At 66.4% G+C, this 24,916-nt stretch carries 23 protein-coding genes; 10 read left to right on the top strand and 13 right to left on the bottom strand.

Going from position 1 to position 24,916, the window contains the following annotated elements; all coding sequences use genetic code 11:
- Positions 1–197: 197 nt before the first annotated feature.
- The 3 genes from ABGB14_RS13945 to ABGB14_RS13955 form a co-directional block, all read right to left on the bottom strand.
- Positions 198–803 carry a hypothetical protein gene (locus ABGB14_RS13945; RefSeq protein WP_347644028.1) on the bottom strand — a complete coding sequence of 202 codons (606 nt, stop codon included), beginning with the start codon at positions 801–803 and terminating at the stop codon, positions 198–200.
- A 70-nt stretch (positions 804–873) separates the two neighbouring features.
- On the bottom strand, positions 874–1,155 hold the full coding sequence (locus ABGB14_RS13950; RefSeq protein WP_347644029.1) for a hypothetical protein: 282 nt from the start codon (positions 1,153–1,155) through the stop codon (positions 874–876).
- 1 nt (position 1,156) lies between these two features.
- Positions 1,157–1,450: a hypothetical protein gene (locus ABGB14_RS13955; protein ID WP_347644030.1), complete on the bottom strand. Its 294-nt coding sequence runs from the start codon at positions 1,448–1,450 to the stop codon at positions 1,157–1,159.
- Positions 1,451–1,517: 67 nt separating this feature from the next.
- Here ABGB14_RS13955 and ABGB14_RS13960 point away from each other — a divergent pair, with 67 nt between their 5' ends.
- Positions 1,518–1,769 carry a GntR family transcriptional regulator gene (locus ABGB14_RS13960; RefSeq protein WP_347644031.1) on the top strand — a complete coding sequence of 84 codons (252 nt, stop codon included), beginning with the start codon at positions 1,518–1,520 and terminating at the stop codon, positions 1,767–1,769.
- Between the two features lie 22 nt (positions 1,770–1,791).
- Here ABGB14_RS13960 and ABGB14_RS13965 read toward each other — a convergent pair whose 3' ends face one another.
- Positions 1,792–2,271 carry an ATP-binding protein gene (locus ABGB14_RS13965; RefSeq protein WP_347644032.1) on the bottom strand — a complete coding sequence of 160 codons (480 nt, stop codon included), beginning with the start codon at positions 2,269–2,271 and terminating at the stop codon, positions 1,792–1,794.
- Positions 2,272–2,488: 217 nt separating this feature from the next.
- Here ABGB14_RS13965 and ABGB14_RS13970 point away from each other — a divergent pair, with 217 nt between their 5' ends.
- Together ABGB14_RS13970 and ABGB14_RS13975 are read left to right on the top strand one after the other, a co-directional pair.
- Positions 2,489–3,310 (top strand): helix-turn-helix transcriptional regulator, encoded by an 822-nt coding sequence (locus tag ABGB14_RS13970; RefSeq protein ID WP_347644033.1) that lies wholly within the window; start codon positions 2,489–2,491, stop codon positions 3,308–3,310.
- Positions 3,301–3,522 (top strand): DUF397 domain-containing protein, encoded by a 222-nt coding sequence (locus ABGB14_RS13975; RefSeq protein ID WP_347644034.1) that lies wholly within the window; start codon positions 3,301–3,303, stop codon positions 3,520–3,522. The genes ABGB14_RS13970 and ABGB14_RS13975 overlap by 10 nt, the downstream gene beginning before the upstream one ends.
- 61 nt (positions 3,523–3,583) lie before the next feature.
- Here the strand turns inward: ABGB14_RS13975 and ABGB14_RS13980 are convergent, their stop codons facing one another.
- The 3 genes from ABGB14_RS13980 to ABGB14_RS13990 all read right to left on the bottom strand — a co-directional run bounded on the left by ABGB14_RS13980 (position 3,584) and on the right by ABGB14_RS13990 (position 6,517).
- On the bottom strand, positions 3,584–3,886 hold the full coding sequence (locus ABGB14_RS13980; protein WP_347644035.1) for a hypothetical protein: 303 nt from the start codon (positions 3,884–3,886) through the stop codon (positions 3,584–3,586).
- Between the two features lie 4 nt (positions 3,887–3,890).
- Entirely contained in the window at positions 3,891–4,280 is a 390-nt protein-coding gene (locus tag ABGB14_RS13985; protein WP_347644036.1) for a hypothetical protein, read from the bottom strand.
- Between the two features lie 182 nt (positions 4,281–4,462).
- The gene (locus ABGB14_RS13990) at positions 4,463–6,517 is read right to left on the bottom strand and encodes a DUF6571 family protein (RefSeq protein ID WP_347644037.1); all 2,055 of its coding nucleotides are present in this window, start codon (positions 6,515–6,517) and stop codon (positions 4,463–4,465) included.
- 294 nt (positions 6,518–6,811) lie between these two features.
- Between ABGB14_RS13990 and ABGB14_RS13995 the strand changes: the two genes are divergently transcribed.
- Positions 6,812–8,410: an ATP-binding protein gene (locus tag ABGB14_RS13995; protein WP_347644038.1), complete on the top strand. Its 1,599-nt coding sequence runs from the start codon at positions 6,812–6,814 to the stop codon at positions 8,408–8,410.
- A 66-nt stretch (positions 8,411–8,476) separates the two neighbouring features.
- Positions 8,477–10,642, top strand: coding sequence for a DEAD/DEAH box helicase (locus ABGB14_RS14000; protein WP_347644039.1), 2,166 nt, complete (start codon positions 8,477–8,479; stop codon positions 10,640–10,642).
- On the opposite strand, the gene ABGB14_RS14005 is transcribed toward ABGB14_RS14000, so the two are convergent.
- The 3 genes from ABGB14_RS14005 to ABGB14_RS14015 all read right to left on the bottom strand — a co-directional run bounded on the left by ABGB14_RS14005 (position 10,605) and on the right by ABGB14_RS14015 (position 17,077).
- Positions 10,605–12,212, bottom strand: coding sequence for an N-6 DNA methylase (locus tag ABGB14_RS14005; protein WP_347644040.1), 1,608 nt, complete (start codon positions 12,210–12,212; stop codon positions 10,605–10,607). The genes ABGB14_RS14000 and ABGB14_RS14005 overlap by 38 nt on opposite strands.
- Positions 12,213–12,325: 113 nt before the next feature.
- Positions 12,326–16,093: an AAA family ATPase gene (locus tag ABGB14_RS14010; protein ID WP_347644041.1), complete on the bottom strand. Its 3,768-nt coding sequence runs from the start codon at positions 16,091–16,093 to the stop codon at positions 12,326–12,328.
- Positions 16,094–16,327: 234 nt separating this feature from the next.
- Positions 16,328–17,077 carry a crotonase/enoyl-CoA hydratase family protein gene (locus ABGB14_RS14015; protein WP_347644042.1) on the bottom strand — a complete coding sequence of 250 codons (750 nt, stop codon included), beginning with the start codon at positions 17,075–17,077 and terminating at the stop codon, positions 16,328–16,330.
- A gap of 295 nt (positions 17,078–17,372) precedes the next feature.
- On the opposite strand from ABGB14_RS14015, the gene ABGB14_RS14020 reads away from it, so the two are divergent.
- On the top strand, positions 17,373–18,125 hold the full coding sequence (locus ABGB14_RS14020) for a hypothetical protein (RefSeq protein WP_347644043.1): 753 nt from the start codon (positions 17,373–17,375) through the stop codon (positions 18,123–18,125).
- An 85-nt stretch (positions 18,126–18,210) separates the two neighbouring features.
- Here ABGB14_RS14020 and ABGB14_RS14025 read toward each other — a convergent pair whose 3' ends face one another.
- On the bottom strand, positions 18,211–18,846 hold the full coding sequence (locus ABGB14_RS14025; RefSeq protein WP_347644044.1) for a TetR/AcrR family transcriptional regulator C-terminal domain-containing protein: 636 nt from the start codon (positions 18,844–18,846) through the stop codon (positions 18,211–18,213).
- 69 nt (positions 18,847–18,915) lie between these two features.
- Here ABGB14_RS14025 and ABGB14_RS14030 point away from each other — a divergent pair, with 69 nt between their 5' ends.
- The 3 genes from ABGB14_RS14030 (at position 18,916) to ABGB14_RS14040 (ending at position 22,791) form a co-directional block, all read left to right on the top strand.
- Positions 18,916–19,875, top strand: coding sequence for a hypothetical protein (locus tag ABGB14_RS14030; RefSeq protein WP_347644045.1), 960 nt, complete (start codon positions 18,916–18,918; stop codon positions 19,873–19,875).
- A gap of 30 nt (positions 19,876–19,905) precedes the next feature.
- Entirely contained in the window at positions 19,906–21,096 is a 1,191-nt protein-coding gene (locus tag ABGB14_RS14035) for an FAD-dependent monooxygenase (protein WP_347644046.1), read from the top strand.
- Between the two features lie 96 nt (positions 21,097–21,192).
- Complete coding sequence (locus ABGB14_RS14040) at positions 21,193–22,791, top strand: AAA family ATPase (RefSeq protein WP_347644047.1); 1,599 nt, start codon at positions 21,193–21,195, stop codon at positions 22,789–22,791.
- A 27-nt stretch (positions 22,792–22,818) separates the two neighbouring features.
- Here the strand turns inward: ABGB14_RS14040 and ABGB14_RS14045 are convergent, their stop codons facing one another.
- On the bottom strand, positions 22,819–23,190 hold the full coding sequence (locus ABGB14_RS14045; protein WP_347644048.1) for a DUF5997 family protein: 372 nt from the start codon (positions 23,188–23,190) through the stop codon (positions 22,819–22,821).
- Positions 23,191–23,245: 55 nt separating this feature from the next.
- On the opposite strand from ABGB14_RS14045, the gene ABGB14_RS14050 reads away from it, so the two are divergent.
- Entirely contained in the window at positions 23,246–24,046 is an 801-nt protein-coding gene (locus ABGB14_RS14050; RefSeq protein ID WP_347644049.1) for a LysR family substrate-binding domain-containing protein, read from the top strand.
- Between the two features lie 109 nt (positions 24,047–24,155).
- Here ABGB14_RS14050 and ABGB14_RS14055 read toward each other — a convergent pair whose 3' ends face one another.
- Positions 24,156–24,905: an SDR family NAD(P)-dependent oxidoreductase gene (locus ABGB14_RS14055; RefSeq protein ID WP_347644050.1), complete on the bottom strand. Its 750-nt coding sequence runs from the start codon at positions 24,903–24,905 to the stop codon at positions 24,156–24,158.
- Between the last annotated feature and the right edge of the window lie 11 nt (positions 24,906–24,916).

A 24,916-nucleotide genomic window follows, 5' to 3' on the forward strand; every position in this document is an offset into this window, starting at 1 on the left:
CCAGCGACCCGAGGATGTCTCGCGGGACTGTCCCCTTGACCCGTACAGCTCAGCAGGACTGTGAACCCGATATCCCATACCGGTAAGCAATTTACGAATAGTGCAGCTGACGCTGTTATCGTCGAGGTAAAACTCAGGCGGCGTGGCCCACGAGGATGCGGGCGGCGGTCCGGACGTCTTCGATGGTGACTCCGAGCTCATCGGCGATCACCTCGAAATCCTCCCCCCGCCCTCACCATGGCGGCGACATCCGCCACACGGGTACGAGACTCCTCGAAGATGGGTTGCCCGAAGGCTCGCAGCGGATCCACGATGATGTTCGAAGGCGTCCAGTGGCGCAGGCGAAGCATCGCAGGGTAGCCGTCCTCCGCGCGCACGAGGTACTGCAGGTAGTCGGTCACGATTTCGCGGATCACCTGCTGTCCGGCGCTGCCCCCGATCAGCCCTTCCCCTTCCGGAGAAGTCCTCGAGAAGTCCCAGAGGACATCGATGCCGTCCGTGGCGAGTTCCGGGGCGACGAGAACATATTCTCCGAACTCGCGTTGAAGACGTTCCAGCGCGGGACGGATCTTGCGCGGCTTCACCCCCGCGACCCTCAGCGCGTCCAGCACATATGCCTCCGCCATGGCCACGAACGGAACGGTGGCCATCCGATGCTCGGCGGGCTGAGGAAGGACATGCAGCAGGGGACGGCTTCGTTCGTAGCCGCGTGCCCAGTGGTTGAACGTCTGCTGCGGAATGCTGAGGAAGCGGGCGGCTTCGCTCTGGTTGAGCAGGCCGTTCCGAGTCCTGACGTCGTCCATGCCGCGCACCCCCCCTTCATGGCTGCTGTCACTCACCCCTCCGACCGTCCTGACGGTGATTCCGCCTGGATCAGCGGGCTTCCCCGTTCAAGATCTGGTCGAAGGTGCGCCTGGCGTTCGCAGTCGACGTCCACACGGTTTCGTGGACCGTCTTCTTCTGGCGGTCGGAACGGCGAACGAAGCCGAGGCCGGCGGCGGCACACAGCTCGTACGTCGTAACGCGACATTCACAGGTGTGCGACATCACCCGGATGCGCGGCGTCCGAGAAACGGGGGCGTACCAGGTCAACTTGACGTGCCCAGTCAGCGGCGGCTCAACGTGCGGGCCGTGGAAGTCGGGGATCGCCGCCATGTCACGCGGTCCTTCCCTCGAAGATCTCGACGAGGTTCTTCAGGGCTAGATTGACGCGGTCCATGACGAGGTCGCGTGCGTGACCGCCGCCCGAAGGCAGCCGGTAGCCGTGCTTCTCCAGCACGGCCTGGACATCCGCAACGAGGAGAGGTGAGAAGCGCAGGTCCATGGCCGATCTGGCCAGTTGTCCGGAAACTTCCATATCCGACGCAACATCCAATCTTGACGGCCGCCCGGCAGGCGCCCCGCGAGCGTAATGAACGGATCCTACGTCAAGAACGTACAGCTCGTCCATTACGTACAACCTGTCCTGCACGTACCGTGCGTAACAGCCATACATGCACGTCACTAACGTGTAGAGCGTGAAAGTCGACCAGCTTGACCCAACGCCGATCTACGAGCAGCTCGCGCGGATCATCAGGGATAAGATCAAGGCCGGCGACCTGGAAGAGCGGCAACTCGTACCCTCCGAGACCTCACTGCAGCAGGAGCACGGCATCGCACGCGGTTCCGTCCGGCGTGCCATGGAACTCCTCCGCGAGGAAGGGTGGGTGATCACCATCCAAGGGCGGGGCACGTTCGTGGCACCCCGGGGAACCTGGCCCCAATCATGATGTGATGCGCAGGCCGTAGAGGTCAGGGGTCGTCGTGCCACATGGACCTTCTGTCAAGTTCTCGGCGTGCCACCGTATGGACCTGGACAGGTAGCTCGAACCACACGATCCGGCCGAGCCAGTGCCGTCTGACGCCCCATTTCGTCACCATGGCTGCCAGCAGATGGAGTCCGCGACCGCAAGAGCCGAGGGGGTCGTCACGCAGTCTCGGCCCTGACCACCACCCTTGATCCACGACCTCGACACGGGCTTGGCCTGCGCCGAGCAGCATGCGGACCCGGAAGGAACCGCGTCCCCAGCGACCCGAGACGGTGTGCTTGATCGCGTTGGCGGCGAGTTCGCTGGCCAGCAGCCGCACGTTGTCCAGAAGGTCATGGTCGTCGGCGGTCTCCGGCAGCTCCATAACGAGCCAGCTTGCGATATATGTCCGCACATCGCGGACTATCTCGGGGCACCCAGGAAACCGCATCTCGCCAATTATGCGCATACCTGACATTTCCATCACCTACCTTCCCGTTTTGGTCGCTTTTGCCACGTGCCACGGGCCGCCCTGCTCGACTTCTGCGATGGGGATACGCGGATCAACGAATCTCCGGCAGCCATTCCCAACCTTGCCCACCAGACGCTAGATTTTTCTGCGAAACAATCCCAGAGCAATCCCAGACTTCAACTGGCACCAAGCCAGAAAGACTGGAATGGACGTGGCCACGAGAGAATAGATGCCAGCCCCCAAAGAACTGGACCCGACCGCCGGGCCGGCGGCACGCTTCGGCGCCGATCTACGCAAACACCGATATGCCGCTAAATTGACTCAGGCCGAGCTCGCCGACCGCATCGGCTACAGCAAGAGTCGTATCGGCAATGTGGAACGCGGCGATGAAAACCCCACGCACGAGCTGATCGAGCTCTGCGAGCAGGCGCTGGGCCTCGACGGTGCCCTGCTCACCCATTGGCCCGCTATCAGCGGCAACCGGGTGCCAGAGTGGTATCGACCGTGGCCACCTATCGAGCGGAAAGCTGAGCAGATCATCAGCGTGGCCCCGCTCATCGTGCCAGGACTGGCACAGACTGAGGAGTACGCTCGCGCGATCTTCACCGGGGAGCCAGACGCCACGCCCCAGCAAGTCGAAGAAGCCGTTCAAGCCCGGCTGGAACGGCAAACTATCTTCAACCGGCCCAATCCACCACAATACCTAGCTGTCATGGACGAAGGCATCATGTATCGTCCGATTGGAGACGGGTCTGTGACCCGCCGTCAACTGGAACATCTGATCACCATGGCGGAGAACAACTGGTTCAGCGTCCAGCTCATCCCGTACGAGGCCTTGTGTACGGCCGTGCTGGTGGGCCCGGTCGTCTTGGCCCAGGAAAACGGAGTGCCGATCGCCGCGTACGTCGAATCAGCGTTGCACGGCCGCGTCATAGACAAGCCAGAGGAGATCAAGCGGCTCGTGAATCGACTCGAATGCGTACGCAAGGCGGCACTTCCCGAATACCTGTCGATGCAGCGGATCAAGGAGAGAGTGGCGGCGTGGAGTTGAGCAAGGACATCGCGACGGAGATCTCAGACGCCGCGGGATGGATCACCGCGTCAAGTGGTCAGGGTGGCGAGTGCCTGGAGGCCAAGCATTTGTCGGACGGCCGCGTCGCCTTGCGCGACACCGAGCAACCGGACGCCGAGCCGTGGGTTGTCCGTCGAGCGGTCTGGGACAAGTTCATAGCCGGGGCCAAGAACGGCATCTTCGACTTCTAGCGTGCCCCGCGGAACTTGATCGTTTCCGCTGGGTCGCCTGGAGAGAGAGCCGCAGCGAAACTCAGGCGAGCCCGTACTTTCGCCTGATCAAGGCGGCCTCCTCCTCGGGCACCTCGGTTGGCGTACGGCTCAGCGCCTGACACAGCTCGTCCATGATCGCTTGCCCGGATGCCCGGGCCTGGGAGCTGAACTGGGCGAGCTGCGCGTCGAACTGCTTGGCGGCCGGCCCGGTCCAGACCTTGCCCGAACGGAACATCCGGCACGGCCGGTCAACATCGGCGTCGATCTGCTCGATCATCGAGCCGACCGTACGAACGGCCTGCTGGAGCGCCTCGTACAGCGGGTTGCGCACCATCGCGGCCATCGGCTCAGTCCTTGGTCTTCTCAGGAGCGGGGGTCGCGTCGAGGATCAGCTTCGGCGCGACCAGCTTCATCATGGCCACCACATCGGCCGCGTTGTCCCGCCCTTTGACTCCTCGCACTAGCTCTACAATCACGCGGTCGTACCCATGCACCAGTATCGCGGCGGCCTGGGTGTTGTCGGCACTGCCGTCTTGGAAGTAGAAACCGACTGCGCCAGGAACAATATCTGGCAGGCGCTTAGCTCCCTCACGGATACGGTACTCCACTTCTTCCTTCGACCCAGCAGGGGACAGCGTGACATCCAGCACCTTCGGCTTTTTGCCGGTCGATTGATACACGAAGCATCCGCCAGAACCCGAGCCTTCGTTCTCCGACGTTTTGAAGCGCCCGCTCACAATGGGATCATGCACACCTGTCATGAGGCGTACCGCGTCGAGAGGGATGTGGTCACAAATATAGGGTGGAGTTGCTGTCGATGGGAGCAGCGCCTTGTTCGCCGAAGGCGTCTCCTGCTGCTGACATGCAGATAGCAGAGCTAATACGCTAAGCATCACAGCAGAGAACGCAGACGACATCCTCATGACGGCTTGTACTCCGAGAACCCTCTCTCGAAGCCCGCATCCAGATTGTCGGCGACCTTCTCCCAACGACCTCCGGCAAGCCCTTCATTGAGCCATCTCTCGTAGGCCTGGAGTCGCGGATGAACTCCTCCGCTGTAGGGAGCCATCTCCCGTCGCTCCATCAGCGATCTCTCGTCTTTCAGGAAGTTGTGAGGAGATTTCTGAGGATCTTCCCCTTTCTCCAACTCCGGCAGGGAACTCCACGGGTGTGTGGCGGCGGCAGATTTTGCTTCGCCAAACAGCCCATGCTTCAGCATGGCATCCACCGTGATCTGATAGGATAAAAATTTGGCCTTGTCCTTTGCCGTGTTGGCATCATGAACCGCCTTGTTCTGATTCTTGTCAGCTTTGGCGGAGTCTTCGATCAGGCTAGTCCATGCACCTATGGTTCCAGCGGTCACAGCCCAGGCAGCAGCCTGAGGAATCGCGAGTCCAGTATTGACCGCCGCCATGAAGATCTTCATATTCCGCTCCTGACTTTCATCTAGCTTTTTCCCTTTTTCGATCGCGGCCAACCCGCTCGCATCAGTAATCAGCCCGAAGCCTGCACCGATCTCTTCGGCATTTACTTGAAGCGTCCTGTCACCCTCACCGCCCGCTGCCTGCGCTGCGCCGTGGTCGAGCATTTTCTTTGCCCACGCAGTCTGTGCCGCCGCGATAGCCGCCAACGCCTTCGGATCATGCTTGAACGCATCCTCCATGACCACGCGCACATCCTGCTTCTGGAGCTGCGCACCCCACACCTGATCCTCTTTCGGGATATGAATACGATTCGCTTTGAACACGGGAGAGTCATCATCACTGGCCGCCGAGGCGACGCGGTTTACGTCGCTGATGTAAGTAGCCAGGATTCGTGCCGCAGTGCCTGTGGTGGCGTAGGAAGGTCCTTCGGTGCCGGCCAGCACCCGCTGAGCCTCCCAATGGACGAAATCTGAGGCGATCGCGGCCGAGATGAATCCCGGCGATGGTTCCTGGGATGAGCCGTCACGGTCGCGGTACGTCATCGTCGCCGCCTCCAGCGCCTTGCCGAACGCCGCCCCGTCGTCGTACATCGGTCGTTCGGTGACGTAGCGCTTCATGATGCCGGGGTCGCCGGCGAAGAAGTCCTGGGCCGCCTTGGGGTCGTTGGCCAGCGCCCTCATGACCCCGATCATCGGATCGTGCGGATTCCCGGCCAACGCCGGGTCTTTCCAGGTCTTCCGGTCCAGGCCGTCCAGGGTCTTGGCCACCGCCACCAGAAAGTCCCGGTCGTACTTGCCGTACGGAAGCACCTCCGCGAGCGCGTGCTGATCCACCGGCACCCGCAGCCCGCCCAGCAGTTCCTTCCGCCAGGACGTGCTCAGCCGCGAGCTGGCCGAGCCGAGCGCCCTGCCCAGCGCCGCCTGCAGCCGTTGCTTCCGCTCATCCTTCTGGTATGTCAGCGCCGCCATGAGGTGGCGGAACTTCTCCGTCCCGAGCGCGTACATCAGCGACGTGGCAAACCCCGCGTCACCCGCACGTTTCTCCAGCTCGGCGACGGTCTTCTCGTCCACTTCGCCGTTGCGGTCGAGCTTGCCCAGCTTGACCGCCGCCGCGTACACGTCGGCGTCCCCGGAGGCGGCGGCGTACAGACCTTCGTCGAACGGCTTCATCCCACCGGCCCCCGCCGCGTCCCACTCCGGGTTCGCCGCCTGGATCGTCTCGTTGCGGCTGCGTAACTCCGGCCGTTTCGCGCCGATCCAGTTGCCCAGTTCGCGCAGCGCGTTCAGCCGCGAGGTGTCCAGATCGAGATCCTGCAACGTACGCCGGATCGTCGGCTCGTGCCTGCCGAGCGTGGTCTCCGCCTGGCCGAGGTCGCGCTCGAAGTCGTGCATCAACTCCGGATCGATCCCCGCATACCCCCAGTCGGGCGGCTGCGCGACCGCGGGCGGGGTCAGGGAAGGAGGCGCCGGGGTCTCGTCCGCCCGGGCCGGAGGTTTCACTGGTGGCTGCTCAGGCGACGGCTGCGGGATCGGCGACGGCGGGGTCGTCATCACAGCTCTCCGGCATGGTCGAGAACAACCGGATTATCCCCCAGCCCAGGAACCCCCGTAAGCGGCGCATAACAGAACAGCATGGTCATCCCCGGCCTCAGACGCGCAGACGCCAGGATGTACGCAGAGCGGCACCCAAAGGTTCACCGTCGCATCTTCCCGACCAAGGCCGGAAACCCGGACGGGAGAGGCCGCTCGAGTCGGGTCGAGAGCCGCACGCGCACGCTCAACGACCTCCGCCGTCTCGACGCGGAATCTCGCATTCGGTACAGCACGTGATGGCAGAATGTGACCATGCGGACACCCCGAGCGAGATACTTCAACACCACCGGCCCCTGCGGCCCTGCCCACCACTACATGCTGTCCCCCGCGCAGCGGCTCCCGCAAGCGCGCGAGCTCATCGAGATGGACCGCTACTTCGTGCTGCACGCGCCCCGGCAGACCGGCAAGACCACCACGCTGGACACCCTGGCCTCCGAGCTGACCGCCGAGGGCGACATCGCCGCCCTGATGCTCTCCTGCGAGCGCGCCAAGGCGGTCGGCGACGACTACGCCGCCGCCGAGGACATTCTGTTGAAGTCCCTCCGTCAAGCCGCCGCGCGGACGGGCTGGCCGGAGGAGCTGCTGCCGCCGGACCCCTGGCCGCAGGCTCCGCCGGGCACCCGGTTCGGTTCGGCGCTGACCGAATGGTGCCGCCGCAACCCGCGCCGGGTGGTGCTGTTCCTCGACGAGATCGACGCCCTGCAAGGCAACAGCCTGGTCAGCATTCTCAGCCAGCTCCGCGACGGCCACAACACGCGGCATGAGGGCCACACGTTCCCCGCCTCCGTAGTGCTGTGCGGCCTGCGCAACCTACGTGACTACAAGGTCGCCTCAGGCGGAGACCCCGGCCGGACGAACCCGGCCAGCCCCTTCAACATCATCGCCGAGTCACTGCGCCTGAGCGACTTCACCACCGACCAGATCACCGAGCTCTACGACCAGCACACCCAGGCCACCGGCCAGGAGTTCACCAAAGACGCCGTCGACCGGGTCTTCGAACTCACCCAGGGACAACCCTGGCTGGTCAACGCCCTCGCCTTCGAAATCATCCTCCAGATAGGGACGACCAGCGCCATCAACGCCGAGGAGGTGGAAGAGGCCAAAGAGCGGCTGATCCGCAAGCGGGCCGTCCATCTGGACGCCCTCGTGGCGCGGCTGCACGAGCCCCGGGTCAAGCGGGTGATGGAGCCCGTGGTGGCCGGAGCCTTCCCCGACGTCGACTTCACCTTCTCCGACGACCTGTCCTACGTCCGCGATCTTGGCCTGGTCAAGCAGAAACCCCCGCTGGAGGTGGCCAACCCGATCTACCGGGAGGTCATCCTGCGGGTGCTGGGAGCCCCGTCGGAGCAGTACGTGATGGCCGATCCGCGCAGCTTCGTGCTCCCGGACGGCCGCTTCGACCTGCCACGCCTGCTGCAGGAGTTCGTCGTGTTCTGGCGCGAGCACGGCGAGGTCCTCATCCAGCAGGAGGGCTACCACGAAGCCGCCTGCCAGATCATCCTCATGGCCTTCCTGCACCGCCTGGTCAACGGCGGCGGCCACCTCGACCGCGAGTACGCCGCCGGCACCAAACGCCTCGACGTCCTCGTCCGCTGGCCCTACCCGGGTCCGGACGGCGACCGGCTCATGCAGCGGGAGGCGATGGAGCTCAAGGTCTGGCGAGCCGGGGAGAACGACCCGAAGCCGGAGGGCCTGGCCCAGCTCGACCGCTACCTCGACCGCCTCACCCTCACCACCGGCGTACTAGTGATCTTCGACCGGCGCCCCGAAGCCCCACCCTGGAAGGAACGAGGGAGTTTCGAGCAGGCGACCACACCGTCCGGCCGCCAGGTCACCGTCCTACGTGTATGACCGTAGATTTCGTGAACGGCTCAGCCGTACCCTGGTGATCCACTACTCACCCCCGGGAGGCCCCTCGTGCCGCAGCTCGCCTTCGCCAGCACCTTCTGGGAGAGCTACGACGCCCTGGAGAAGGACGTCAAGGCGGGGGTGCGCAAGGTGATGCAACGGTTCCAGGAGCTCACCGTCGACCAGCTCCACGGCAAGAAGGGCGTGCACCTCGAATCGGTCGCGCAGGCCAAGGATCCGCGGATCCGGACCGTCCGGGTCACCGGTTTCTGGCGCGGCGTCGTGCTGGCCCCCGACGACGGCAGTGACGTCTTCCTGCTGCTGAACATCCTGCCGCACGACGACGCCTACGACTGGGCGAAGAAGCGCCGGATCAGCATCAACAGCGCCACCCTGGCACTGGAGGTGCGCAACGTGGTGGCCATCGAGGAGCTCACCCCCGCCTTGGAGAAGGCCGCTTCCCAGGCGCCGGAGCTGCTGTTCGCCGGCTTCTCCGACACCGTGCTGCGCGACCTCGGCATCGACGACCAGTTGCTGCGTCCCGTACGGACCATCATCGACAAGACCCAGCTGGAGGCCTTCGCGAGCCTGTTCCCCGAGGACCAGTTCGAGGTGCTTCAATATCTCGCCGAGGGCTTCACGCCCGAGGAGGTCTACCGGGACGTGGTCGCGGAACGCCGGCCCGCCGGCGACCAGGCCGGCGAGCCGAGCCTGGAGATGGCGATCGCCAACACCACGAGCCGGATCACGCTGGTCACCGGGCCGCAGGAGCTGGCCGACATCCTGGACAAGCCGTTCGCGGCGTGGCGGATCTTCCTGCATCCGTCGCAGCGGCGGGTCGCCTACCGCCCTTCCTTCAACGGGTCGGCGCAGGTGACGGGTGGTCCTGGTACGGGCAAGACGGTGGTCGCCCTGCACCGGGTCAAGCACCTGCTCTCCCGCTACCCGGAAAGCCGCGTCCTGCTCACCACCTACACCACCGCGCTCGCCGCGTCTCTGCGGGAGAACCTCACCCTGCTCCTCGACGACCCGCAGCAGCTGGCGCGCGTGGACGTCACCACGGTGAACGCCTTCGCCTACCGGATCGTCCGCGAGCTGGCCGGCCGCGTCCCGAACATCATCGGCGACGCCGACGAGCGGCAGATCTGGCGGCGCATCGTGCGCCGTCTCGACCTGCCCTGGAACGAGCAGTTCCTGCATCAGGAGCACCGGCACGTCGTCCTTGCCCAGCGTGTCGCCACCTGGGGGGAGTATCTGCGGGCGAGCCGGCGAGGCCGTGGCACGGCGCTCGGGCCGCGCCAGCGGGAGCGGGTGTGGCAGGCGATGGAGGAGTTCGCCGCCGAGGTGCGTACCGCGGGCGTCAGCACCCATCTGCAGATCTGCGCCGAGGCCACCCGCCTGCTCGGCGGTTCCAACCTCAGGAGGCACGGCTTCGACCACGTGGTCGTCGACGAGGCGCAGGATCTGCATCCGGCCCAGTGGCGGGTGCTGCGCGCGGCCGTGCTCGACGGGCCCGATGACCTCTTCGTCACCGGTGACCCCCACCAGCGGATCTACGACTCCAAGGTGTCGCTCGGCGCTCTCGGCATCTCTGTCGCGGGGCGGAGCAGCCGGCTGCGCATCAACTACCGCAGCACGGCCGAGATCCTCTCATGGTCGGCCAGGCTGCTCGACGACTCCCTGGTCGAGGACCTCGGAGGTGACGGCAGCGACAGTCTCGCCGGCTACCGGTCGCTGCTGCACGGCAAGCAGCCCCGCAGCACGGGGTTCCCCGCCGAGCAGGCCGAGGTCACAGCGGTCGTGGAGCGGGTGAAGGAGTGGATCGGGCAGGGCGTGCGCCCTGGCGAGATCGCCGTCTGCACCCGCTTCAACATCCTGCTGGACAAGGTCCGCGACCGGCTGACGGCGGCGGGCGTGCCCGTGGTCAAGGTCAGGGATCAGCCCGCGGCCGACACCGACGCCGTCCGGCTGGCGACGATGCACGCCATGAAGGGGCTGGAGTTCCGCTGCGTCGCGGTGGCAGGGGTGACATTGAGCGCCGTGCCCTTCTCGAAGGAGATCACGCCTCCGCATGTGGATCGGATCCAGCACGACAGCGACATGCTCAGGGAACGCTGCGTGCTCTTCGTGGCGTGCACGCGGGCCAGGGAGGCGCTGCATGTGTCGTGGAGCGGGACACCGAGCCCGTTCCTGCCGGTCACTCCTCCGTCGGAGGGCGCAGAGCGCCGCTGGTGAGACCTTCACGTGCCAGCGCGGCCGCCCGTTCGCCCAGTGCGGCGAGCTCTTTGACGCGGTGCTCGAACGCTTCGAGCGCCCGGAACGCCTGCCCGTAGAGTCGTTGGTCCTCAATGGACATCTGCGGGATGCGCGCGCCTCGGACATCGGCGCGGAAGCTGCCGCTGGCGCTCGTCGAGCGTCTGATGTTGGCGCTGCTGCGCACGAACCCTTCCACATAGGCGTCATCGAGCTGATCGCCGGTGGGCAGGGCCCGGCCCTCGGAGACGTCGACGAGCCCCGCCCTGGCCAGGTCGGCCACCGTGATCGTGGCGCCGTCGAGAGAGCCGGGCCCTGAGGCGAGAGGCGGCAACAGCTCCAGCAGATTCTGGAGCCGGCTCGCGAGAGCTTGCCTGGCGGACGAGTACTCCGCGACATGATCGGTGTGAGAGGCCGCGACATAGTTCGCGGGGGTGAGATCCACCTCCTCATCGAGCAGATCAACCAGCTGCACGTCCACAACCTGGTCTGGAGAGGGTTCGAAAGGGCAGTCCGGGTCGTTGGCCGTCAGGTCCACCATGCGGATCGAGGATCCCACGTCGTCGGGGGACACAGGCCTGCTCAGTTGCCACAGATGAACGGGCTGGGCATGGGACGTCACCATTCCCGCAGGCAGGGCGACCACGTCGGTGAGAATGCCGCGCCGTACGACCTCGGCACGGATCCGGCGGCCCGCCTTACGGTAGGCGACCGAGGCGGGCATCACGATGATCACCCTGCCTCCCGGCGCCGCGTGCGCGTAGCAGTGCTGCAGCCAGGCCAGCTCGCTCTCGGCGCGGGTGGGCGGCCCCAGCTCCCACCGGGCGTCCAGCAGCAGCTCTTCGCGACCCCAGTCGCGCACGTTCGTGGGCGGGTCGCACACCACGAGGTCGGCGCGGAGGTCCGGCCACTGGTCCGCCCGCAGGGCATCCCCTACCCTGATCGCCACATCATGGAGTCCCGCGAGCTTCGCCCGATATTCGGTGAGCCGCGCCGCCGACGGGTTGACCTCCTGCCCGGCCAGGGTGTCTCCGAGGGCGAAGAGCAAGCTGCCGATGCCGCATGCGGGGTCGAACACCGTGCCCTTCACCGAGCCCGCGAAGTGTTTGACCGCACGAATCAGGCGAGGAGCCGACACACGGTCTGAGCCCGCGGCGGAGTTGATGAAGCGTTCGGTGAGCCCGGCGAGCGCTTCGGCCGGCGAGCTCTCCGCGGCGTACTGTTCCAGCAGCGGCTGGATGTCGTCGTCCAGGAACTCCGAGTGTCCGGTGACGAACAACTGAGCGGCATCCGCGAGACCGCGGATCATGTCACTTCCGTACACACCACGCAGGCCCTGCCAGGCCAGCACCTCGTGCGAAACCTCAACGCGCTTGCGGTGCCGATCCAGCCACAGGTTCACCTCGGACATCGAGAAAAGAGGGCTGCGCGGGCCGCCGCTCACCGGCGCGGGAAAGTCATCATACCTTCTGCGCCAGTTGGAGACCGCCGCCCGCGTCACTCCGGCCAGCCGCGCGATCTCTGCGGCTGAGACCGGGGACTCCGCGTTCATGGCTGTAACAGTACACGAACAATCGGACGTCAATCGCAGCAGCGATTTGACGGTGTTAACACAGACTCCTGCGGCCTGTCTGTCTGTGACCGCCCGGACGCGATATACCGGATTCAGACTCCAGGCAGGGTCTTCTTCACTTTCTTCTTGGGTGGTATGACAGGGCCTGACGGGACCTCACCGATCACCTTGCGCGCCAGCTCGGTCCACTGCGGCACGTCCACCCCGTCGAGGTTGTCCGTGGTCAGGATCAGCGAGCCTTCATGCACGGAGCCGTCTTCGACGGGAAGGATGCCGCCGCTGCGGTACCAGGCCTCCTTGCGCTCCCACGTCTGCCTGTAGGCCGGACTTTCGATCATGCCAAGGTGCTCCCAGTAGATCGTCCTGCCGCCTGGTGCACGGATGGTGAAATCTGGCCGGAGAGTCTTGCCGTTGATCTCCAGCGGAAGCTCATAACGCCAGTGCCCACGGACCAGGTTGTCCAGGATGTTAGCGATGATCACCTCGTTCTTGCTGCGGACCAGCGTTCCGTTTCCGGTGATGTGGATCAGCCTGGCATCCAGCTTCCCCGCCGAAGTTCCGTCAGGGAAGAAGACCTCACGTGGCATGGGTAGGCCGAAGAGGTCGGTCAGCCGGCGCGCGGTTTCCGAGCCGGTCGAGATGGTCAGCTCAAGAAGCTCATCGATCGAGCCTTCATGTAGAAGGATCACCTGGTCCTGCTGGCGGGTGAGCGCGGTGTAAAGCATCTCTCGCGACAGCTTCCGAGCCGAGCTGGGCAGCAGGACGAAGACCTTGCGGAATTCCGACCCCTGGGACTTGTGGATGGTGATCGCCCATGCGAGCTCCAGCGCCGGATCGTCCTCGGCCAGCGCCGCGTACTTGTAAGTCGTGCCGACCTGCGAGGAGAACTCGACGAGGGTGTCTCTCGGGTTGCTGCCCTTCTTGCCGAGCCGTCCGACCACGACGCCGATCTCGCCGTTGGCCACGTAGCCCAGGCCAGCTGACCAGGGGACCTTCGGCAGCCTTCCGTTCTGGGTGTTGAGTACTTTGTCACCGAGGACGATCTGCTCGGCGCCGAGAGGCGGCGGCGTGGTGCGCTGCCACTTGGATGCCGTCGCCCGTCGCATCTCCCGCTGCCGGAAAGTGCGCTTCAAGTGGCGGTTGATTTCGACGGTTCCCCACCCGTGTCCACGCGTCGGCGAAAGCACCTGCCACTTCTCGCACTGATCCGCAGCGCCGTCCTTTCCTTCAGGGAAGTTGATGTACGCCCCATCAACGTGGCCGCCGTAGGAGACTTCGAAGTGCCTAGCCGCGTCAGGACCGCACACGCCCAGTTCATCGGCCAAGGCCTGCTCGATGACCTCCAGCGGCCGGGACCCACGCCAGGGCAGCGCAGCCAGCGCGTCCGAGCGCTCCCCGGAGCGAAGCTTCTCCCAAACCTCATCAAAACCCGGCGGCACCTCATCCCCAGAAAACCAGGCGGCCAGCATCAGATCATCACGAATATGCCCCTTCTGGCGACGTAGTTCGATGAGTTCGGCGTGTCCGCGCACGACCCGAGGGAAGTGCGGCTCGTTCGCCTCCGATTTGAGCCAGTGGATGAGATCGACGAAGGGCCGCCCCGCGCCAATCGGCGGGAGCTGACGCGGGTCTCCTACCAGGATGAGCCGGTCGGGTGGCGTAAGAGCGTCCAGGATCGCGCCCAGTTGCTCCTCGGTGAGCATCGACGCCTCGTCAATAATGACGGTCCCAGTAAAGGGCGCCTTGGGCGCCTGGGAAAGCGCGTAGGTCTGGGTGTCGGAATTATAGCGTCCATGTCCTATTAAGAATTGAGCAATAGTCTGCGCGGGATAATCCACTTTGTTCTGCAGCTGGACTCGCGCCTTCCCCGTGGGAGCGAGAAGCAGAACACCTCTGTTCGCAACCTCCTCCCGGCGGACCAGTGCCTTGATCAGAGTGGTCTTACCGGTTCCCGCGCGCCCGTTGAGAACGCTCAAGGGGGCAGCGTACAGTTCGGCCAGCGCCGCCTTCTTCTCGGCGCGTGCCCGCTTCTCGGTCTCGGCATCGTCATCGTCCGCAGGCACATCGCTAGGAAGCACCTCGTCCAGTTTGGTCCCGAGGTCTTCCGGGACAGCATGGTATGGCCGAGCATGCTGGCTTTTGATCACGCTTCGGATGAGGTAGGCCATCGTCTCCAGGCGCGCCAGCTTGTAAGAAGGGCTCCCATCCTCAAGCTTGGTACCTGTTACTGGCGGCCAGTAAGGCTGCTCGGGATCGTAGTCCAGTTGTGTCGGATGGAAGCGACACGCAAGGAGGAGTTCTTCAGAGATCGGGCACGCAACGGACAGCTTCCGCGCCTCGATCCTGGCGATGACGCTCTCCATCGTGACCACGGTGTCGCCGTCGGCTGCGGCCTCCTCAAGGACAGTGACCAGCAGTGCCAGGACACGCCTCGGGTCACCGCCATCCTCCATCGCGCTCGGCTCAGGCATCGGGAACGAGTGCCGGATCGCGGCGCTGGGGAAGCAGCCGCGGTCTATCACCTCGAAGCTCACGGCTACGAGCTGATCGGCTGTCCAGATGTGCGCCAAGTACGGATTATCCAGCAACTCGTCGTGCTCAAGGTCGGTGATCTTCTTTTGGAAGAGCATCTCGGCCTGCTCGGTGGTGAGCTGGAATCTCGACAGCAGGCGCAGGACCTGGAGCTGTTCCGCAGTGAACTGCTGCCAAATCTTGCGATGCGTCTCGGGTATGAGCCGGTCGAGCTCATCGGGGTAACGCCCACGGTGGGTGATGGCTTCGGTCAGCGTCTCCCACGGATCAGTGTCCGCAGCCGTCTGCCTGGCGACCGCCCGGGCCAGCACCTTACTGTGCGGAAACTTCAGCGCGCCCAGCACGGCGCCCAATCCAGGTGCCGGACCACGCATGGTCCACAGTTCGCCGATGCGATCGTCGAGCCATGCCAGCGACGCCTCTGGCACGTCGATCCCCAACTCATGGCAGTGGCGAGCAGCTGTGAAGAGCCTTTCCAAGGTGGCGATCGCGGTGTCATGGGCGACGTGCTCGGTGACGTAGGCGAATTCGCGTCCTTTGGTCTCCGGCGCCCAGGCCAGCGCCTCGCTCACATCTTCGCCACGAGCGTCGAGCTCGGCGAGCTCAGCCACCGGAAGGAGGATTCCTCCGGTGCCATCCGGCCGGAGCGAATGGGTGAGAGAGGTTTCCCACATGTGGGTCGGGAACGCGGTGTGACCGTCAGTCCGCCACAACCCGGGAAGCTGCTTGCCAGTGATCTGGGCGGCGCCGACCAGAAGCGGTCCTTCGACGCGGCTGCCATCGAACGGTGAGTGCTTGGCGTAGAAGAAGACCAGGGACTCGTGTGGAGTGACGTCCTCGAAGAAGCGCGTTATCAGCGCTTGCTGGTTTCGGGCGTGCATCACCCACTCGCCCTTGAAGAGAAGCTTGTCGACCTGGTCTTCGAGGTGCTCGTCAAAGTCAACGTCGAACTCGCTAAGAACGTTGTTGACTCCGTCCCGGTTCAACCAGAAGTAAGGAATCGTATGAACACCGTAAGCCGGGACTGTGAGAGGCGTGGCCTCTATGCCCTTCAGCGCCTTATGCCATGCGTACGGGTGCTTCATGTTGAACGTGTAGGGGTGCGCGCTGAGGAACGTTCCACGCTCCTGCACACAGGCGATGCGGTGGACCTCTACCTCATCTAGTGACCTTCCGGCGTGTTCAGCTTCGTATCTGTCGTCGCGATGCCGGCCGACGTTCTTGAGCAGGATACAGGACGCGTTTCCCAGCGGATCATGACAGACCCTCCCCGACCAGCCCGAATCATGCCAGGGGACGCGGACTGACAAGTGCACGCTGCCGTTCACCACGAGACTCCTTTGTGCTGGAACATCTACGCATCCCGATCGAGCCGCTGCCAAGCGATGGCCAGACCCAGTATGGCTTTCCACGCCGACACATCGGACCGGTATGCAAATGTTCCGGCTCAGCTCCCTGAGGCAGGTGCTGCCGGACAGCACGTCGTCGAGCGCGCTCTCGGGACAGGCACAGCTAGCCGACTGCAGATTGACAGAACGTACAAGTCGACGGCGCGCCAGCGTTCAGGGTTCGCCGAAGGCGCCGTGCCGTCCCGCGCCGGCGGCGAAGCGGGCCGCGCCCGCAGCAGCGTCCGGCAGCGAGACCAGCCCGTGCCGCATCTCGTTCCGCATCGCCTCCTCCTCCCCCAGCCCCTCCTGCTCCAGAGCCGACAACCGGTCGCCGCGCAGGCACGCCTGCGGGAACCGGGAGATCTCACGGGCCAGCTCCTCCGCGTGCCGCCGAGCGGTGCCCTCCGGCACGAGCCGGTTGGCCAGCCCCCACGCGTACGCCTCCCGCGCCCCGACCGGCCGCCCGGTGAGAATCATGTCCATCGCCCGGGACGCCCCGACGAGCCGCGGCAACCGCACCGTGCCGCCGTCGACCAGCGGCACGCCCCACCGGCGGCAGAACACCCCGAACACCGCCCCCTCCTCCGCCACCCGCAGGTCGCACCAGAGAGCCAGCTCCAGCCCGCCCGCCACCGCGTGCCCCGCGACGGCGGCGATGACCGGCTTCGTCAGCCGCATCCGCGTCGGCCCCATCGGCCCGTCGCCCTCCTCGCCCACCCGGTTGTCCAACGCCTTGAGATCCGCCCCGGCGCAGAACGTGCCGCCCTCCCCCCACAACACCGCCACCGCCGCGTCGGACTCCTCGAAATCACGGAACGCGCCGGCCAGCGCGCCGGCCGTCTCACGGTCGACCGCGTTACGCGCCTGCGGCCTGCTGAGCACCACGGTGGTGACCGGTCCCTCACGCTCCACGCGTACCGTCATACGAGCCTCCTTCGCCGAACGCGCCGAGCGTACGCCCACACCGCGGCCTCGGACCAAAGCTGCCACCCGCCACGCGGACACGCTCGCGAAAACCGGACGATCTCCCGCGCCAGATCGTCCGCGTGCCGACCCATCACCCACCCCCTTACATGATTTATATGGACAGAAGGTGATTAATCAGGCTATATGGAGATGGCATCTCTTATAGCCAAATCAATTGAGCACTTGCCCAGCGAAGGCTCGAATGTTAATTTGACGGTCGAATTCCTTCTCAAGGATGGGACGGTGAAGTGCGATGTCCATGCCCTTCGAAAAGCTTATCCAGGACGCCGCCAGCGAGACCGAACTCGTCGAAGCGCTCGCCAGAGCCGGGAAGACCGATGCCTGGGAGATCATGACAGCACTCACGGAAACGCAGTTCCCCGGACTCGACATCCTCAACCGGATCCCGGACGCCGCCAAAGAGTTCGACGGCGTACCGGCCGTTCGCAAAAGGGGTCTGGGCCCCATCCTCGCGTTGCCATGGACCATTCGTCACTACGCCCCGGCCCCGAAGAACAGGCCCGGCGACAAGCCCGACTTCACCACCACACTCTCCGCTTTCAGCCTCGTCAGCAAGGGAATAACCCTGCAGCACACTAATCTCGCGGACTGGAAGAAGGTCGGCAACATCGGCTTCACCTTCTACATCATTTCGATCGGCGGCGAGGTCCCCCACCGCAAATGGCTCGGCGACTGCGCGTGGTACGGAGAATGGAATATCGATGAAATCGACGAATGCTGGGTCTCAGGCGACCTGCTTGGCGGATTGAACACCGCGAACAGCACCGCCGACGCGAGCAAGGTGTTCGCCGACAGAAATACCCGCCACGGCATCTACCGCGGCTCGGGAACGGCCGTCAAGCAGGCCCTCGCCCTGCAACTGGCGCAGACGGCCTCCGGCAAGGACGCCAAGGGAATGGTTGACGCGCTCGACAGCGTGGTCGGTGACACCCTCGAACTCAAGGTCCCGCATTCCCTCGAAATAGCCGACTGGCTGCCGAAGTAGCGGCCGAACGTCCACGTCCACGTCGGTGCTTCCCGCGCCCGGAGCACCGACGTTTGGTACACCCGGCGGCCACGACGACGGGCCGTCAACGCAACCGGGCCGCCAGCCCGTCGAGAACGACACCGAGCTGCCGCTCGAACCTCTGATCCCCGTCGTCGCGCAGATGTCCGGCGGCCTTGACCAGATCGGCGCCTTCACCCAGCCACGCGTCGCGCTCGGCGAGTGAGTAGCGATCCGGGTCGTCGCCGGCGGGCCGGTTGCGCTCCTGCTCCTCGATCACGAAGCCGACCACGAACGCGGTGATCAGGTCGAGGGCGTCGTCCGCCTCGGCCAGTGAGAACCCGGCCGCGGTCAAGCGCCCGAGCCAGGGCTCCTTCTCCTTCACCACCTCGGGCTCGGAGAAGCGGGTGCCGCTGAAGATGCGCGCTCCGTCCCGGTACTTCAGGTATTCCGAGCGCAGGACGCGCGCGTAGGCGGCCATGGCGTCACGCCAGTCGGCGCCCGGATCGATCTCCGACAGGGCATGGATCACGCGGCGCATGACGAACGTGCTCATCTCGTCGAGCAGTTCCTGCTTGTTGCGGACGTGCCAGTACAGCGCGGGGGCTCCCACACCGAGCCGGGACGCGAGGGCACGGACGGTGAGAGCGTCCATGCCCTTGTCGTTGAGCAGTTCGAGTGCCGCCGCCACGATCCGCTCTCGCGTGATGCCCTTCGCCACGGTTGACAGCTTAACAAAGTTCAGGCACGGTGGGTGGCGCCAGAATTGAACTTTGTTCAGGAGCGTGTCATGCGTGCCGCAGTCGTGAACACCCCAGAATCGACACCCGTCTGCGCGGACTTCCCCGACCCGCAACCACAGCCGGGCCGGGCGCCGCTGAGACTCGTGGGCGCGGGTCTGCACCACGTCGTCCGCGGGATGGCCTCCGGCCGCCACTACCGCGGCGGCACGGCGTTCCCCCTGGTTCCGGGCGTGGACGCCGTGGCCAGGACCGAGGACGGGCGACTGGTCTACACGGGCCTCGCCCGGTCGCCCTGGGGAACGATGGCCGAATTGATGGTCACCCCGTTCGAGGTGGACCTGCCCGCCGGAGCCGATCCGCTCGCCGTCGCCGCCGGCATGAACCCCGCTTCGGCGGGCTGGATGCCGCTGGTCGCCCACCGCAAGGAGGCGGGCGAACTCGGCACCGTGCTGGTGCTCGGGGCGACCGGCATGTCGGGCGGCCTGGCCGCGCGGGCGGCGCTGGCTCTCGGCGCGAAGCAGGTCATCGCGGCCGGACGCGATCGCGAGGCACTGGAACGGCTGCGCGACTTCGGTGCCGTCACCGTCCCGCTCGCGGACCCGGCACCCGAGGCCGGGGCGAGCGCCCTCGCCACCGCCGTCGCCGAGGCGCAGCCCGGACTCATCCTCGACTTCGTGTGGGGCCCCGTGGCCGAGGCCGCCTTCGCCGCACTGGGAAGCACCCGCCCTGACGACGGCATCGAGGCGACCTCCTACGTGCAGATCGGCTCGCTCGCGGGAACCGAGGCGGCGCTGCCCGCGGCGCTCCTGCGCAGCCGGCGGATCCGGATCACCGGCAGCGGAATGGGCTCGGTCTCCAAGACCGAAATGATCACCGAGTTCCCCGAGATGATCGCCCGGTTCGCCGACGGCACCTTCGACGCGCCGTACACCACCTACCCGCTCAGCCGCGTCGGCGAGGCCTGGGCGCACCAAGGTCGCACCCGCGCCGTCATCGTCCCCGACTGACCACGCCGAAGACGAAGGGAGAACGACATCATGCGGAAACGCGCATTGGTCGTCGGGCTCGGGATCGCCGGCATGTCCGCGGCGATCGGGCTACGGCGGGCCGGATGGCAGCCGGTCATCGTCGAACGGGCCCAGGAACGCCGAAGAGGCGGCTACTTCGTCGGCCTCATGCCGGAGGGCAGGCAGGCCGCCGCCGACCTCGGCATCCGCGACCACCTGCACACCCGCAACCCGCCCGGCGGCGGGAAGGCGTGGTCGCTGACCCGGCGGGGGAGCCTTGAGCCGGGCCTGGGATTCCTGCACCAGCCGGGCAACCCCGCGGCGATGGTCCGCGGGGACATCGAAGCCGCGCTCTGGGAGGGCATCCACGGGGACGGGACGGGCGAGCCCATCGCCGTGCGGTTCGCCACGGAACCCGTCGAGATCGACGACACCGGTGTCGACGTGCGCGTGCTGCTCGAAGACACCGGCACCGGCCAGTGGCACCGCGAGAGCTTCGACCTGGTCGTGGGCGCCGACGGCATGCGATCGAGCGTGCGCCGCATGGTCTTCGGCCCGCACGAGGACTACATGACCGGGTGGAACGCGGTGATCTGCGCGTTCCAGCTCAAGGAACAAGTGCCGTCGTTCAAGGAGGCGGACAGCATCATCAGCGCCCGCGCGGGCCGTGGGGCGTGGGTGTTCGGGTTCGCCGACCGGCCCCCGACCGCCCTGCTGACCTACCGGACCGAGGACGTCGAAGGAGAGTTCACCGGATCCAGGATCGAGCGGCTGCGCACCGCGTTCTCCGACATGGACGACCCCGTGGTGCGGCACGCCCTGAACTCCCTGGAAGAGACGCCGGATTTCCTGTTCGACTCGGTGCACCAGGTGAAGATGCCCCGGTGGAGCAGAGGAAAGGCGGTGCTCGTGGGCGATGCGGCGTGGTGCCTGAACCTCTACTCGGGGATGGGCGCCACCTTCGCCCTGCGAGGTGGCGCCGAGTTCGGCCGGGAGTTGCGGGAGAACCCCGGCGACCTCGACGCCGCGCTGACCGCCTGGGAATCGCGGCTGCGCCCGTCCATCGTCAGGCATCAGCACCTCGCCCGGGTGAAGAAGCAGTTGTTCGTGCCGTCGAACCGTCCCGCCGAAGCCGTCCGCTCGATGGTCGTGCGCCTCGCGTGCACAGTGCGGGAGCGCCAATTGGCGAAGGCCCGTGCGGCGGAGGAAAGGGCAGCGTGACGGTGACGTCGCCGAGGAGCCCTGGAACAGCGCGGAGGCGTCCGGCTTAAGGCGCGAAATCACTGCTGACCCAGCAAGCAGTGACAGTATGTATCTATGCGCGCACCCCGAGCGAGATACTTCAACACCACCGGCCCCTGCGACCGGCGGCACCATTACATGGTGCCTCCCGCGCAGCGGCTCCCCCAGGCGCGAGTGCTCATCGAGATGGACCGCTACTTCGTGCTGCACGCGCCCCGGCAGACCGGCAAGACCACCGCGCTGGATACCCTGGCGTCCGAGCTGACCGCCGAGGGCGACACCGCGGCCCTGCTGTTCTCCTGCGAGCGTGCCAAGACGGCCGGTGACGACGTCGCCTGGGCGGAGTCGCTGCTGCTGGATTCCCTCCGCGAGGCCGCCGAGCGGACGGGATGGCCGGAGGAGCTGCTGCCGCCGGAGCCTTGGCCGCAGGTCACGCCGGGCAGCCGCTTCGGCTCGGCCCTGAGCGAGTGGTGCCGCCGCTGCCCGCGCCGGGTGGTGTTGTTCCTCGACGAGATCGACGCCCTGCAGGGCAACAGCCTGGTCAGCATCCTCAGCCAGCTCCGCGACGGCCACAACGCGCGGCACAAGGGGCATGCGTTCCCCGCCTCCGTGGTGTTGTGCGGCCTGCGTGACCTGCGCGACTACAAGGTCGCCTCAGGTGGCGAGGCCGGCCGGTCCAACCCGGCCAGCCCGTTCAACATCGTCGCCGAGTCTCTGCGCCTGAGCGACTTCACCGCCGACCAGATCGCCGAGCTCTACGGCCAGCACACCCAGGCCACCGGCCAGGAGTTCACCAAGGACGCGATCGACCGGGTCTTCGAGCTCACCCAGGGACAACCATGGCTGGTCAACGCCCTCGCCCACGAGATCACCTTCAAGATGGGGGTGACCGGCGCCATCACCGCCGGGCAGGTGGAAGAAGCCAAGGAGCGGCTGATCAGAGCGCGAGCCACCCACCTGGACGCTCTCGTGGCGCGCCTGTACGAACCACGGGTGGAACGGGTGATCGAACCGATCGTGGCGGGAACGTGGCCAGGCACGGACACGTCTTTCGACGATGACGTCTCCTACGTTCACGATCTCGGCCTCATCCGGGGGACCAGGGACCTGGAGATCGCCAACCCGATCTACCGGGAGGTCCTGCTACGGGTCCTGGGTGACCGCACGGAGCGATTCGTCAAGGCCGACCCGCGCAGCTTCGTCCTGCCTGATGGCCGGTTCGACCTGGTGCGCCTGTTGCAGGAGTTCGTCGTGTTCTGGCGCGAGCACGGTGAAGTCCTCATCCAGCAGGAGGGCTATCACGAGGCCGCCTGCCAGATCATCCTCATGGCCTTCCTGCATCGCCTGGTCAACGGCGGCGGCCACCTCGACCGCGAATACGCCGCCGGCACCAAACGCCTCGACGTGCTGATCCGCTGGCCCTACCCGGGTCCGGACGGCGAACGACGGATGCAACGGGAGGCGATGGAGCTGAAGGTGTGGCGCGCAGGCAAGGACGACCCGCTGCCCGACGGCCTCGCCCAACTCGACCGCTATCTCGACCGCCTCACCCTCACCACCGGCGTGCTGGTCATCTTCGACCGGCGCCCTGAGGCCCCGCCGTGGAAGGAACGAGGCACGTTCGAGCAGGCCATCACACCACCCGGCCGCCACGTCACCGTTCTACGCGCATGACCGGTTGTCCAGGATCCGAGTGGATGACTAGCTCTGTTTGAGGCGCTGCGCTTCTTTGCGGACCTCGGCCTGGACGGAGCGCTCGTGCTCCAGCCACGCGGGGTTCTCCGCCTTGATCGCGTCGATCTCGGCGGTGGTGAGCGGCTCGGTGATCCCGGCTCTGGCCAGGCCGGAGATGGAGACCCCGAGCTTCGCGGCGACGACCTGCTTGGGGTGCGGGCCGTTACGGCGCAGATCGGCCAGCCAGGCGGGCGGGGCCGCCTGCATCGCGTTCAGCTCGCTCCTGGAGACGACGCCTTCCTGGAAGTCGGCGGGTGTGGCCGAGAGGAGGATGCCCAGCTTCTTGGCCGCGGTCGCGGGCTTCATCGTCTGGGTCGTCTTGGGTCTGGGCGAGGTCATGGTGTCCAGGGTAGTCAGTGAACGTTGGTCCTCCTGACGTCGCTACCCTGGCGGAGTGACTCACGAGGAGAGCGGCGACGTCTTCCGGCTGGCGTACGCGCCCGGGGTGACGCCCGCGAAATGGGCCGGCATCTGGGCCGAGCGGATGCCCGGCGTGCCGCTCAGCCTGGTCTCGGTTCCCGCCGCCGACGTGGTGGAGCTGCTGCGCGGCGGAGGCGCCGACGCCGGGTTCGTCCGGCTGCCGGTCGAGCGGGACGGGCTCAGCGTGATTCCCCTGTACGTGGAGACCACGGTTGTCGTGGTGCCGAAAGACCACGCGGTGACCGCGGCCGACGAGGTGACCGTCGCCGATCTGGCGGACGATGAGGTGTTCCACCCGCTGGACGACGTCCTCGACTGGACGACCCGCCCGGGACTGCCCGCGTTCGAACGCCCGCCCACGACAGCGGACACGATCCGGCTCGTCGCCGCCGGGACGGGGCTCGTCCTGGTCCCCCAGTCTCTGGCGCGACTGCACCACCGTAAGGACCTCACCTACCGGCCGGTGACGGACGCGCCGCAGTCGCAGGTGGCGCTGGCCTGGCCCACCGACCGGACGACCGATCTGGTGGAGGACTTCATCGGCATCGTACGCGGCCGCACGGCGAACAGCTCGCGCGGCCGCGCCCCCGCGACACCATCGGAGAAGCCCGCCCAGAAGCCGGCCCAGAAGTCAGCCCAGAAGTCAGCGCAGCAGTCGTCGCAGCGACAGGCTCGCAAGCCCCAGGGCGGATCCGGCCGCAGGTCGGCGCCGTCCGCTCGCGGAAGGAGCGGCAAGGGCGGCAAGGGCGGCAACCGGGGCCGCCGGTCCCGCTGACCTGGAGCGCCGAACCGCTGCGACAGACGGATCGACGTCACCGAACGCGCGGGGCCGTCCTGCGGTCGACCGCGCCCACCCGTCGGGCGTCGGAGACCGCGCCCCGCCGCTACCCGCAGCGCCGCGCGTGATCCGTCATCGATCGGACGAGCTCCTCGAATCGCCGGGCTTCACCCGGATCGGCGTCGAGCCTGACGGGCTTTCCCTTCTTGTACGCGGTGAGCCGTCCGGCGGGGGGATCGTCGATGAGCGCGGCGATCGGCGGCACGGCTTCGGCCGGGGGCTGGGCGAACAGCGCGGACGCCGCGCGGACGATGCCTCGTACCGGCTGCTTGAAGGGCCGGTGGAGGCCGGTCGCCACGAAGACCGGGTTGTAGAGCACGTACCGTGTCCGTTCCGAGGCGTAGGCGGCACCCAGGAGCGCGTTGGCTCGGGCGCCCTGGGTGATGGCGGCGAGAGGGCGGTACCTGGTGGTCAGCTGGAGATCGTCCCAGTGGATCCGCCCGGGGCCGGTCCCGCACAGGTTGACGATCACCGGCCTGCCGGCCCGTTCCAGCGAGGTGCGCAGGGCCACGGCCAGGAGCCGGCGGCTGAGCACGTAAAGGGCGAAGGTCGCCTCGAAACCCTCCTCGGTCTCGATCCTCCTCGGGTGGTACCTGAAGGCGCCGAGCACCAGAGCGTCGATCACCGGGTGTTCCGCGCTGACCCGTTCGGCCAGGTCACGGGTCTGCTCGAGCGAGCTGAGGTCGGCGTCGCGGCTGCCCACCGCGATCACCCGGTCGCCGCGCTCGTCGTAGTGGCGGGCGAGGGCCCGGCCGATGCCATGGGTTCCACCCGTGATCAGGATCGTTCGGGACATAAGTTGAGACT

It is taken from the genome of Nonomuraea sp. B10E15 (assembly GCF_039871615.1).
Taxonomy (GTDB): domain Bacteria; phylum Actinomycetota; class Actinomycetes; order Streptosporangiales; family Streptosporangiaceae; genus Nonomuraea.

Bases quoted from the DNA above. Each gene is read 5' to 3' on its own strand.
- ABGB14_RS14005 (WP_347644040.1), bottom strand. From the start codon at position 12,212: ATGAACGCGGAGTCCCCGGTCTCAGCCGCAGAGATCGCGCGGCTGGCC.
- ABGB14_RS14035 (WP_347644046.1), top strand. From the start codon at position 19,906: ATGCGGAAACGCGCATTGGTCGTCGGGCTCGGGATCGCCGGCATGTCC.
- ABGB14_RS13970 (WP_347644033.1), top strand. From the start codon at position 2,489: ATGCCAGCCCCCAAAGAACTGGACCCGACCGCCGGGCCGGCGGCACGC.
- ABGB14_RS13995 (WP_347644038.1), top strand. From the start codon at position 6,812: ATGCGGACACCCCGAGCGAGATACTTCAACACCACCGGCCCCTGCGGC.
- ABGB14_RS13965 (WP_347644032.1), bottom strand. From the start codon at position 2,271: ATGGAAATGTCAGGTATGCGCATAATTGGCGAGATGCGGTTTCCTGGG.
- ABGB14_RS13950 (WP_347644029.1), bottom strand. From the start codon at position 1,155: ATGGCGGCGATCCCCGACTTCCACGGCCCGCACGTTGAGCCGCCGCTG.
- ABGB14_RS14045 (WP_347644048.1), bottom strand. From the start codon at position 23,190: ATGACCTCGCCCAGACCCAAGACGACCCAGACGATGAAGCCCGCGACC.
- ABGB14_RS13990 (WP_347644037.1), bottom strand. From the start codon at position 6,517: ATGACGACCCCGCCGTCGCCGATCCCGCAGCCGTCGCCTGAGCAGCCA.
- ABGB14_RS14020 (WP_347644043.1), top strand. From the start codon at position 17,373: ATGTCCATGCCCTTCGAAAAGCTTATCCAGGACGCCGCCAGCGAGACC.
- ABGB14_RS13945 (WP_347644028.1), bottom strand. From the start codon at position 803: ATGGACGACGTCAGGACTCGGAACGGCCTGCTCAACCAGAGCGAAGCC.
- ABGB14_RS14030 (WP_347644045.1), top strand. From the start codon at position 18,916: ATGCGTGCCGCAGTCGTGAACACCCCAGAATCGACACCCGTCTGCGCG.
- ABGB14_RS14015 (WP_347644042.1), bottom strand. From the start codon at position 17,077: ATGACGGTACGCGTGGAGCGTGAGGGACCGGTCACCACCGTGGTGCTC.
- ABGB14_RS13980 (WP_347644035.1), bottom strand. From the start codon at position 3,886: ATGGCCGCGATGGTGCGCAACCCGCTGTACGAGGCGCTCCAGCAGGCC.
- ABGB14_RS14040 (WP_347644047.1), top strand. From the start codon at position 21,193: ATGCGCGCACCCCGAGCGAGATACTTCAACACCACCGGCCCCTGCGAC.
- ABGB14_RS14055 (WP_347644050.1), bottom strand. From the start codon at position 24,905: ATGTCCCGAACGATCCTGATCACGGGTGGAACCCATGGCATCGGCCGG.
- ABGB14_RS13955 (WP_347644030.1), bottom strand. From the start codon at position 1,450: ATGGACGAGCTGTACGTTCTTGACGTAGGATCCGTTCATTACGCTCGC.